This window comes from Morganella sp. BCCO 40_0007 (genome assembly GCF_032989665.1).
GTDB lineage: Bacteria > Pseudomonadota > Gammaproteobacteria > Enterobacterales > Enterobacteriaceae > Morganella > Morganella sibonii.
This window is the reverse complement of the sequence record NZ_JAVBIN010000005.1, coordinates 34,746-46,359: the sequence shown is the minus strand read 5'-3', so window position 1 is coordinate 46,359 and position 11,614 is coordinate 34,746. Positions and strand designations below refer to the sequence as shown.

Genomic DNA, 11,614 nt, shown 5'->3' with positions numbered 1-11,614 from the left:
TTATCCCGTTGTTCTCAGTATGACTGAGGGCGGATTTTAGGCCGCAGGAACAGCGCAGGAACCACCGTCAGCGCCATCAGATAAAATATCCCGCCGTGGATATCTTCATACAGATACCCCGCCACCAGCGTCATCACCGCAATCGCCCCGCCCATGGCCAGCGCGGAATATGCCGCCTGTAACGGAATAATTTCAGTGGATTTGCGGGCGCCGATAAAGCGCATTGCCGCCAGGTGACACACGGTATAGGTGCCGCTGTGCAGGATCTGCGCCACAATCAGCACCGGTAATGCGGCCGACATGCCCAGCAGCGACCAGCGCAGAATACCGCAGATACCGGAAAGCAGCAGCAGGTTTGCCGCGCTCCAGCGCCGGAACAGCTTATTACTGAACGTAAAGACAATCACTTCCGCCACCACGCCCAGCGACCAGAGATAGCCAATCGCGGCATCCGAATACCCGACCTTCTGCCAGTAAATCACACTGAAGCCGTAATAGGCGGCATGCGCCCCCTGCAATAAACTGACGCACAGCAGAAAGCGGACAACCGCACTATCTTTCAGCAGAACACTGAACTTCACCTGCGGCCCGCGCTGCTTCATTTCCCCGGACGGCATAATGCGCGGACGCAGCAGCGACGTCAGCAGCAGAGTTCCGGTACTGACCACCAGCGCCGCCAGAATCACCTCATGCTTCCAGATATCCATCAGCATGCCGGTGACAGAAGTGGCAATGATAAAGGCCACTGAACCCCAGACACGGATCGAGCCGTAATCCATCGGAAACTGTTTTTGCCAGGTCGCGGCGAGGGAATCCCCCAGCGGGATCATCGGTGAGAAAAAGAGGTTGAATCCGGCCATCACAAAAAAGAGCCAGAGCCAGTGCGAGCCGAAATAAAACGCCAGCGCAAACAGAAAAGCGCAGAGTGCCATCAGGCGCAACGCAAAAATCAGCCGTGACGGATCTTTAAACAACGGCGTAATAAACAGACTGCCGATAAAACGCGCCACCAGCCCCACACTGAGCAGCATACCGACCGTTGCCACATCATGCCCTTCACCTTTCAGCCATGCGCCCCAGTAGGGAAGAAAAATCCCGTAGGAAAAAAAATACGTAAAATAATCAAGCGCCAGCCAAAGCGATGACGGAACAAACATCTGCCTCTCCTTTTCAGAAATACAAAAAACCCGCTTGCGGCGAACGAAGCGGGTTTTGGTTACATCAGACTGGTAACGCGATTATGCGTAAACCGGGTATTTCGCGCAGATAGCCAGAACTTTTTGTTTCACAGCTTCAATGGTCGCTTCATCATTGAGGTTATCTAACACGTCACACATCCAGCCGGCCAGTTCACGGGCTTCTGCTTCTTTGAAGCCGCGACGGGTAATTGCCGGGGAACCGACACGGATACCGGAGGTCACAAACGGGCTCTTCGGATCGTTCGGCACACTGTTTTTGTTCACAGTGATGTTAGCACGGCCCAGTGCAGCATCGGCATCTTTACCGGTGATGTCTTTATCGACCAGATCTACCAGGAACAGATGGTTCTCAGTACCGCCGGACACCACTTTATAACCACGGTTCAGGAAGACTTCAACCATTGCTTTGGCATTTTTCACAACCTGGACCTGATTTGCTTTAAATTCAGGCTCCATTGCTTCTTTTAACGCCACTGCTTTACCGGCGATAACGTGCATCAGCGGACCACCCTGGTTGCCCGGGAATACGGCTGAGTTCAGTTTTTTGTACAGATCTTCATCACCGCCTTTCGCCAGGATCATCCCGCCGCGCGGACCCGCCAGGGTTTTATGCGTGGTGGTGGTGACAACGTGTGCATGCGGAACCGGGTTAGGATAAACACCCGCAGCAACCAGACCGGCAACGTGTGCCATATCAACAAACAGGTAAGCACCGATGCTGTCAGCGATTTCGCGCATTTTCGCCCAGTCAACCACACCGGAATAAGCAGAGAAGCCGCCGATGATCATTTTCGGCTGATGTTTTTTCGCCTGTTCAGCGACATCGTCATAATCGATTTTACCGGCAGAATCGATACCGTAAGGGACGATATTGTACAGTTTACCGGAAAAGTTTACCGGAGAGCCGTGAGTCAGGTGACCGCCTTCCGCTAAATTCATCCCTAATACTGTATCGCCCGGTGACAGCAGTGCGGAGTACACTGCAACGTTAGCCTGGGAGCCGGAATGCGGCTGAACGTTGGCATAATCTGCACCGAACAGTTCTTTTGCACGGTCAATCGCCAGTTGTTCCACGATATCCACATATTCGCAGCCGCCGTAATAGCGTTTGCCCGGATACCCTTCCGCATATTTGTTGGTGAGCTGGGAGCCCTGAGCTTCCATAACGCGCGGGCTGGTGTAGTTCTCAGAGGCAATTAATTCAATATGCTCTTCCTGACGACGATCTTCGTCTTTCATCGCCTGCCAGAGTTGTGGGTCGTAATCTGCAATATTCATTTCACGCTTTAACATTAGCTTCTCCTGACTCGCCTGATGCCGATAAAAAAACACCCCTTTCCGGGGACGAATGCCCTACAGTGTAAACCCTTTTTCTGAATTGAGATAGCCCCTGAAACAAAAAATACGCAAACGATTGCATAGCGGTAAAATCAGGTAATTACCGCACTTATTATTTCATAAGAATATCCTGTTCATCGGACGCAATACCGGATTTGTGATCCCCTCCTGCCCCCGCTCACTGATCAATTCCGCTATTTTCAGCGGATTTTCAGAAACAGCAGAAAAATTTGCGCTTTACAAATTCTGCCCTGTATTATAAGTTGCATAAAAAATACATGTTATAAATTTCACACTGATGTGATGCTTTTTCAGGAGCCCTGCTATGCTCGATGCACAAACTATCGCCACCGTAAAATCCACTGCCCCGCTGATTGCCGCCACCGGACCGAAACTGACCGCGCATTTTTATGACCGCATGTTTCGTCAGCATCCGGAATTAAAAGATATCTTCACCATGAGCCACCAGCAGAATGGTGCACAGCGTGAAGCCTTGTTTAATGCGGTCTGCGCCTATGCCATGAATATTGATAACCTCGGCGCACTGGGCGCGGCAGTCGAAAAAATTGCCAACAAACACGCCAGCCTGATGATCAGACCGGAGCATTACCCGATTGTCGGGGAAAACCTGCTTGCCACCATTGAAGAGTTACTCAATCCGGGTGAAGAAGTGCTGACCGCCTGGGGTAAAGCTTACGGCGTACTGGCAGATATCTTTATTCAGCGCGAAGCCGGGTTATATCAGGAAAAAGCGGCGTCACAAGGCGGATGGGAAGGTCTGCGTGAATTCCGCGTGATCCGCAAACAGCCGCAGAGTGAGCTGATCACCAGTTTTGAACTGGCGCCGGTTGATGGTCAGCCCGTCGCGGATTACCGGCCGGGTCAGTATATCAGTGTCTATATCAATGATGATGCGCTGGATAATCAGGAAATCCGCCAATACTCCCTGACGCAGGTACCGGACGGGAAAACCTACCGGATTGCGGTTAAACGCGAGGACAAAGGCACGATTTCCGGCTGGCTGCACGCCAATATACAGGAAGGCGATGTGGTAAAACTGACGCCGCCGCTGGGTGATTTTTTCCTCGACGCTGAAAAAGAGACGCCGGTCGTTCTGATTTCAGCCGGTGTCGGCCTGACACCGATGATGGCGATGTTACAGACACTGGCTGCGCAGCAACATCCGGCGGATGTGACCTGGCTGCATGCGGCAGAGCACGGCGGTGTACATGCCTTTGCGGATGAAGTAAACCGCACCGGTGCTCAGTTACCGGCGTTCAGTCAGACTGTCTGGTACAGAGAACCGCGTGCTGATGAAGCTCACCCTCACCTGACCGGGCTGATGGATTTAACCGCTCAGCAGGATGCCCTGCTCAGTAAAACACGCCACTATTACCTGTGCGGCCCGGTGGCCTTTATGCAGCACATTGCGCGTCAGCTGACTGCAATAGGCGTCAATGCAGACCAGATCCATTATGAATGTTTCGGTCCGCACAAAATTTTATAATCGCGACAGAACAACAATAACAACACGCTGAGTATTCAGCGTACGTGCTGAAGTCAATGCACATTTGAGTAACAGTGACATAACCGCCGAATTTATATCTATCCCATCCTTTCGCCCGGTTCACTGTTACTCTTTTTTTTGCTTCTTTTTTTAGTTCTTATTTTTTCAGTTCTTATACCGCGCCCGGTTCACACACTTTTTTACTGCCTGTGAAAAATACATCACTTTGGCCGACTGAATGCATGTTTCCAGCTCTTCGCTTTCCTCTTTATTTAAATTCATCCCGGAAACCTGCGCAAACAGCGCCGGTAATTCATGCTGACCGGGATCTCTCAGTGCTGACTGCAGAATAATAATACCGGCCATCACCAGAATAATCACCACCGCACATACCGCAACGATCCATTGTATTACCCGCACATGTATTGCCCGCACAGTCTTCTCCTTTTGCTGACAGATAAAAAAATCCGGCGGAGTCAGAAATAACAGCCGCCGGATCAATATGATTGACCGATATGATCAACAGAACTCAGATTGCATCTTCATCCTGTTCACCGGTACGTATCCGGACCACCTGGGCCACATCGAACACAAAGATTTTACCGTCACCGATTTTGCCGGTCTGCGCCGTCTGCATAATGGTTTCCACACAGGTATCGAGAATGTCATCGGCGACAACAATTTCAATTTTTACCTTCGGCAGGAAATCCACCATATATTCTGCACCGCGATACAGTTCGGTATGCCCTTTCTGGCGGCCGAACCCTTTCACTTCTGTCACGGTCATCCCGGTGATCCCGACTTCAGCCAGTGCTTCGCGGACATCATCGAGTTTAAACGGCTTAATAATTGCCTCAATCTTTTTCATTGTCAGATCCTGTTACCAATTTTTGCGGCCAAACCCGGATGTAATCGGGTAACGGCGATCTTTGCCAAAGTTCCGGGCGGTAATGCGCGGCCCCACCGGTGACTGGCGGCGTTTGTATTCATTGATATCCACCAGCCGGATAACCTTGCGGACTACCGCCTCATCAAACCCTGCGGCAATCAGTTCATCTGCGGACATATCTTTCTCAACATACCCGGCCAGCAATGCATCCAGGATGTCATACGGCGGCAGACTGTCCTGATCCAGCTGACCCGGCGCCAGCTCCGCAGACGGCGGACGGGTGATAACCCGCTCCGGAATTGCCGGTGACAGCGTATTGCGGTATCTCGCCAGCTCAAACACCATGGTTTTCGGCACATCTTTCAGGACGTTAAAGCCCCCGGCCATATCCCCGTACAGTGTGGAGTAACCGACAGCACATTCACTTTTATTACTGGTGGTCAGCACAATGCGGCGGCGCTTATTAGACATCGCCATCAGGATCACTGCCCGGCAGCGCGCCTGTAAATTCTCTTCGGTGGTATCCACCGGCGTTCCGGCGAATTTCGGCGCCAGTTCGTGCATAAAGGCGTCAAACATCGGCTCAATCGACACCACATCAAATTCCACCCCCAGCAGTTCTGCCTGCTCACGGGCATCGTGGATGCTGATATCGGAGGTGTAGCGGAACGGCATCATCACCGCCTGCACTTTATCTCTGCCCAGTGCATCCGCGGCAATCGCAACGGTCAGGCCGGAGTCTATCCCGCCGGACAGACCCAGCAGCGCTCCCTGAAAACCATTTTTGCGGACATAATCCCGTGTCGCCAGCACCAGCCCCTGATAAACCTGCGCAAGGACAGATAACGACGGTGCCGGGTCCGCCATCGGTGTGATGGTCAGATCGGTAAAGTGACACTGTGCGATTTGCTCTGAAAATGCAGCAAGACGATGCGTTACGCTGCCATCAGCGGCGAAAACCGCAGAATCGCCATCAAAAATCAGTTCATCCTGGCCGCCGACCTGATTGAGATACACCAGCGGCAGCCCGGTACGGCGGCAATGTGCCTGTATCAGCACATCGCGGGTATCAATTTTATCAGTGGAATACGGTGATGCATTCAGCGTAAGGATGATTTCAGCCCCGGCGGCCTTCAGCGCATCAACAGGGCCGTCAGTCCAGATATCCTCACAAATGAGTAACCCGAGACGGTAACCACGGAAATCGATCACACAGCTTTCAGTTCCCGCCGTAAACCAGCGTTTTTCATCAAACACACCGTAGTTCGGCAGTTCCTGTTTGAAATAACGGGCGCGGAGTTCCCCTTTCTCAAAGAGAGAGAGAGCATTATAAATGCGACCGTTTTCCTGCCACGGGTGCCCCGCCAGCACAGCGCAGTCACCGCTGGCCTGTTGTATCCGGGTAAGGCTCTGTACTATCCGCTGATGAAAATCGGGACGAAAAACCAGGTCTTCCGGCGAATATCCGGACAATGCCAGTTCGGAAAACATGACCAGGTCAGCTCCGGCTGCCTGTTGTTCCGCTATGGTTTTCAGAATACGTTCACCATTGCCTTCGATATCTCCGACCAGAAAATTCAGCTGGGCCAGGGCGATATTAAGTGTACGACGCATAAAATCCTGCTCTCCCGGGATGAGTCTCACCGTATGTAAAAATTAATAATAAAACAGCTAATATTGAAGATGATAGCAAAATGTGCCGGCCAGAGCCGATTCTTTGCTTATTCTTTAAAGTCGGCCGCATCCAGCTCATGACGGGACAGCAATTTATAAAATTCTGTCCGGTTACGCCCCGCCAGCCGCGCGGCATTGGTCACGTTACCTTTGGTCATCTGGAGAAGCTTGCGTAAGTAATTGAGCTCAAACTGATTGCGGGCTTCCGCAAAAGTCGGCAATGCGGTATTTTCGCCTTCCAGAGCCTGTGTCACCAGCGCCTCACTGATCACCGGCACGGTGGACAGCGCCACACATTGCTCGATAACGTTAAGTAACTGGCGGACGTTGCCCGGCCAGCTTGCGCCCATCAGACATTTCATGGCATCCGGAGAGAAACTGCGGACAAACGGCTTATGTTTTTTCGCCGCTTCACGCAGAATATGATTGGCCAGCAGCGGGATATCTTCAGCCCGCTCATGGAGTGTCGGAATTTTCAGGTTAACCACATTGAGGCGGTAATAAAGATCTTCACGGAACTCGTGTTTTTCCATCGCCTTGGGTAAATCGCGGTGTGTCGCGGAAATCACGCGGACATCAATATCAATGTCGCGGTTACTGCCGAGCGGGCGCACTTTGCGCTCCTGCAAAACACGCAGCAGTTTGACCTGCAGCGGCATCGGCATATCCCCGATTTCATCGAGAAACAGCGTACCGCTTTCCGCCGCCTGGAACAGCCCTTCGCGGCTGCTGACGGCACCGGTAAAGGCACCTTTGGCATGGCCGAACAATTCAGATTCCAGTAACTGCTCCGGCAATGCGCCGCAGTTAATGGCAATAAACGGCTTTTTCGCTCTCGGGCTGGCTTTGTGGATGGCCTGTGCCAGTACCTCTTTCCCGGTACCACTCTGGCCGTTGATCAGGACACTGACATCGGACTGCGCCACCATGCGTGCCTGTTCCAGCAGACGCAGCATCAGCGGGCTGCGGGTAACAATACTCTCACACCAGGATTCATCACTGACCGTGGTGGTGGAAAGCGCCAGTGCATCATCGATAGCTTTATATAACGCATCACGATCCACCGGTTTGGTCAGGAAGCTGAAAACACCCTCACGGGTGGCCGCCACCGCATCGGGGATAGAGCCGTGGGCAGTGAGGATAATCACCGGCATCCCGGAATGGGTTTTCTGGATCTCGGCAAACAGTGCCATACCGTCCATTTCATCCATCCGCAGGTCACTGATGACCAGATCAATCTTTTCTTTGCTGAGAACCTTCAGCGCTTCAGAGCCGCTTTCTGCCGTTGATACCCGGAAACCTTCACTGCTCAGGCGCATTCCCAACAGTTTCAGTAAACCCGGATCGTCATCAACCAATAATAAGTTTGCGCTGCGGCGTGCTGTCATGCCGGGGTTACTCCTTTTTATCCTGTGCCGGTTGTTTTCCGGCGGTTTTCGGTTCTGCCGGTTTAACACTATCGACTGGTTTAACACTATCGGCTGGTTTAACATCATCAGCCGGTTTTGCCTGCTCCGGTTTCTGCTCCGCCGTACCTGCCGCTTCCTCTAAGGCTTCACGACGCTCTTCGAGGGTGTTTTCCAGTTCCGCCTCCGCTTTGGTCGGCTGTTTACGGCCGGCCAGCTGACGCTCGATGTTGCTCAGGTTATCGAGCTTGCGGGTGGTATTTTGTAATTCAAACTGCAGGCGGGAATTTACCGCGCGCAGCTGATCAATTTTACCGTCAGTATCACTCTGCAAACGGCGGTAGCGCTGGCGTTCATCACTCAGGGCTATCGCCTGTTTCAGCTGATCACGCCACAGGGTCATCAGCGGGCGCAGTGACACCGGGAACCCGGCACTGTAGGTATTCAGGGTATCGAGCACCCTGCGTTTATCATTCGCTGACGAGCCGGTATTATTCAGTAAAATACTCTGGCGGAATGCGGTATCCCAGCTGTCGGGGGTTATTTTTCCCGCCATAATACGGGCCGTGTCACTGCTGAGCAGATCAGCGCAGTCGATCATCCGCAGCCAGTAAAGACCGTTTTCTGTTGCCGCTGCGGAGTTGAGTTCCCAGATAGCGTGACAATCCGCAATCCGGTAATCCGTCGTCCGCTCCTGCGGCAGAACGACAGAAGCCAGTGCAGAGAGATCCGGCGGTGTTGCGGTTTTTACGCAGCCGGCCAGCAACAGCGGGACGGCGGCAATCAGGGACTTAAATGTCATTTTCAAGTTAATGCTGACCTGTTATTCCAGTAAGGTGTGGAACGGAAGCTGAACACGGAAGCACACATCCGCACCTTCAGAACCGACTAATATCAGTTCGCCGCCCATCCGGTTAATACAATCCCGGGCGATACTCAGTCCCAGCCCGCTGCCTTTGACAGCACCTTTGCGCTGAAGCGATCCCTGGTAGAACGGTTCGAAGATCATTTCCTGTTCTTCCTCCGGGATCGGCGTACCGGTATTGGCGACATCAATCTGTATATGCTGACCGGCTTTCCGGCTGGTTATCCGGATCTTACCCGATTCAGCGCCATAGTGTACCGCATTTGAATAGAGATTATCGAGTACACGTGTTAATAAGACAGGCTCTGCCCAGACACTTGTCTCATCCAGCCCGACTTCCGTAGTGATTTCTTTGCTTCTCGCCGGTAAACTGTGCGCATTAACGACCCCATGCACTACCGTATCCAGGTTAACCCATTTGGCTTCTGTCGGGCTGTCCACCAGAGTGCGGTTATACTCCAGCAACTGTTCAATCAGAACCTGTAAATGACGGCTGCTTTCACTCAGGATAGAGACGACATCTTTCTGGTCAGTTGTCAGCGGCCCCGCCACTTCATCGGCCAGCAGTTCAGTACCTTCACGCATACTGGCCAGCGGTGTTTTCAGTTCATGTGAAATATGACGCAGAAATTCATGGCGCTGGGATTCCAGCCAGTCAAGACGTTCACTCAGCCAGACAATCCGCAGTGCCAGTGAACGCAGCTCTCTCGGGCCGTTAAAATGATCAAGACGCTGTATCAGATTACGGCCTTCTCCCAGCCGGTTAACCATCCGTTCGATAACTTTTACCGGCCCGATAATCATCCGGGTAAACAGGATAATAAGTCCGGTACTCAGGACAAACACCAGCAGGCTCTGCCAGCCGAACGATTGCCCTTTGCGGGCGATGGCATTCTGAAGTTCTTCACCGCGCCGGAAATTGGCCTCGCGGATAGCCTGCACCAGGTCAGCATTACTGCGGGCAAAGGCTTCGAGATGGGTCATCATAGCCGCTACCGGCTCACCGTTTTCACATTGCAGGACGGACAACTGCCCGAGACTGGCGGCGATGTCATCAGTATAGCGCGGATCAGGCGTGGATTGTTTCTGGCGGGTGAGGTAGTTCTCATAGCTGAGATACTGTTTATGCCAGACATTTTTCAGGGTTTCATTTCCCAGCACACAGTACTGGCGGTAGCTGCGCTCCATTTCCAGCGCCAGGCTCGACATTTCCTCACTGCGCCGCGCATCCTGTACTGTTGAAATACTGATTTGCGCCGCCTGATTACTCAGCTCATCAAAACTCTGATACGCCTGCCAGGCCAGTCCCAGCAACGGCAGCAGAACCAGACAGAATGCCACCACAACCAGCTGACGCAGCGAACGCGGAAATAATCGCCATTTTTTCAAGATTATCATCTCTTAACCTGTTGTCATGTCCATGATGCTAACCGGTTCCGGGATAAGAGAAAAGGATCAGCGTGCATCAGTGAGAAAAAGAGAACAGAAAGAATGCAGGGAAGGTATAAAATGATGACGGGACGACAGTTTCCTGCCGTCCCGTCAGTGAGATTAAGGTGGTGCCTCACTCAACGTGTCGCCCTGTGTCTGATAAAGCTTGCGCAATTATCGGTATTAACGGACGGTAGGCACCTTACTCTGGCATCATTCCCGGGCTTATGTGGCATGTTTCCGCCATATTGCGGGCCGACATAAAAAATTGAATGAGCAACTGAAGAAGATATTGCAACTGCCGTGCCAACTTTCAAAATTAAAAATTAACACCATGTTATTAAAGGAAAAATATTTAATATTATCCTTCTGATATTTTACGGATACTGTCGCAACCGAATTATTTCCCGGTTTTCCCGTTGTTTTGTGAAAAAACGTCTCTGATTTGCGACAGTCTTTTTTGCTCTTTTTTACCTCTTTAAATATCAATGCATTAGATGTCTCCTTTTGGAGACATTAAAAATGATGACTGTCGTTATTTTATGACACAGATGATTTTTTATACCGGATATGCAAAAAACACGCTGTTTACTTAATAAAATCCACCGTCAGGACAATGCTTTTGTCTAACCCCGGCGGCGGAATTCCCACCGGCTGATATTGACTGACCGCACCGAGCGCAATTTTATCCAGTATCCGGTTCCCCGAACTTCTGATCACCACGGGGTCAGAGAGTGCGCCGGTTCCGGAAATACTGACATTAATATCAACGGCAGTACTGACCTTTCTGATTCTGGCAGGATAATAAATATACCGCAGGATCTCTCTGCGCATTTTTTCCCGGTATAACCACAGGTCGTCGTCACTCTGCTGCCCGGCAACGGTATCGGCGGTTGTCAGGTTATGATTTCCGGCCGACAGAGATGACTGTAAACCGGTGTCCGGAACCTCTGCCGGTTTATGCACATCTTTATCATGCCGCGGTGCAGTAACCGGCTTTTTAATTTTCTGCCGCGGTTTATTCTCACGTTTTTTTCTGTTTTTTTCCGCCTGCCATTCTGATTTTTTATCCGCTGCCGGGCTTATCACCGGCAACGGGCTTTCCGCGCCCTGTTCCGGTATATCCGGAGAGTGTTCCTCCGCCTTTTCCGGCGCAGGCAGCAATAACATGGCACTGCGGTTATCCGTCCGGATATTGCCGTTCTCCGCGTAATCAGCCCGGCTGATACAGAATAAAAAAATAAGCAGTCCGCCGTGAAGACACAGAGAAAAGAATAAACCGGCCAGTTTGCAGCGATTCATTGA

The 11,614-nt window shown here is 51.8% G+C and carries 10 protein-coding genes; 1 reads left to right on the top strand and 9 read right to left on the bottom strand.

Going from position 1 to position 11,614, the window contains the following annotated elements:
* Positions 1 to 14: 14 nt before the first annotated feature.
* Positions 15 to 1,157: a 3-phenylpropionate MFS transporter gene (locus R5268_RS07160; protein WP_107678378.1), complete on the bottom strand. Its 1,143-nt coding sequence runs from the start codon at positions 1,155 to 1,157 to the stop codon at positions 15 to 17.
* An 81-nt stretch (positions 1,158 to 1,238) separates the two neighbouring features.
* Positions 1,239 to 2,492: a serine hydroxymethyltransferase gene (glyA, locus tag R5268_RS07155; RefSeq protein ID WP_004236943.1), complete on the bottom strand. Its 1,254-nt coding sequence runs from the start codon at positions 2,490 to 2,492 to the stop codon at positions 1,239 to 1,241.
* Between the two features lie 370 nt (positions 2,493 to 2,862).
* Here glyA and hmpA point away from each other — a divergent pair, with 370 nt between their 5' ends.
* The gene (gene hmpA / locus R5268_RS07150) at positions 2,863 to 4,044 is read left to right on the top strand and encodes an NO-inducible flavohemoprotein (RefSeq protein ID WP_218455374.1); all 1,182 of its coding nucleotides are present in this window, start codon (positions 2,863 to 2,865) and stop codon (positions 4,042 to 4,044) included.
* A 165-nt stretch (positions 4,045 to 4,209) separates the two neighbouring features.
* Here the strand turns inward: hmpA and R5268_RS07145 are convergent, their stop codons facing one another.
* From R5268_RS07145 to R5268_RS07115, 7 genes are all read right to left on the bottom strand, one after another.
* On the bottom strand, positions 4,210 to 4,479 hold the full coding sequence (locus R5268_RS07145) for a hypothetical protein (protein WP_146257275.1): 270 nt from the start codon (positions 4,477 to 4,479) through the stop codon (positions 4,210 to 4,212).
* Between the two features lie 94 nt (positions 4,480 to 4,573).
* On the bottom strand, positions 4,574 to 4,912 hold the full coding sequence (gene glnB / locus R5268_RS07140) for a nitrogen regulatory protein P-II (protein WP_046892517.1): 339 nt from the start codon (positions 4,910 to 4,912) through the stop codon (positions 4,574 to 4,576).
* Positions 4,913 to 4,924: 12 nt separating this feature from the next.
* Complete coding sequence (locus R5268_RS07135; RefSeq protein WP_317419054.1) at positions 4,925 to 6,547, bottom strand: NAD+ synthase; 1,623 nt, start codon at positions 6,545 to 6,547, stop codon at positions 4,925 to 4,927.
* 107 nt (positions 6,548 to 6,654) lie between these two features.
* Positions 6,655 to 7,995 carry a two-component system response regulator GlrR gene (gene glrR / locus R5268_RS07130; RefSeq protein ID WP_317419053.1) on the bottom strand — a complete coding sequence of 447 codons (1,341 nt, stop codon included), beginning with the start codon at positions 7,993 to 7,995 and terminating at the stop codon, positions 6,655 to 6,657.
* A gap of 7 nt (positions 7,996 to 8,002) precedes the next feature.
* Positions 8,003 to 8,815, bottom strand: coding sequence for a two-component system QseEF-associated lipoprotein QseG (qseG, locus tag R5268_RS07125; RefSeq protein ID WP_317419052.1), 813 nt, complete (start codon positions 8,813 to 8,815; stop codon positions 8,003 to 8,005).
* A gap of 21 nt (positions 8,816 to 8,836) precedes the next feature.
* Entirely contained in the window at positions 8,837 to 10,276 is a 1,440-nt protein-coding gene (locus R5268_RS07120) for a sensor histidine kinase (RefSeq protein WP_046892520.1), read from the bottom strand.
* A gap of 621 nt (positions 10,277 to 10,897) precedes the next feature.
* Positions 10,898 to 11,611: a cell envelope integrity protein TolA gene (locus tag R5268_RS07115; protein WP_218455370.1), complete on the bottom strand. Its 714-nt coding sequence runs from the start codon at positions 11,609 to 11,611 to the stop codon at positions 10,898 to 10,900.
* Between the last annotated feature and the right edge of the window lie 3 nt (positions 11,612 to 11,614).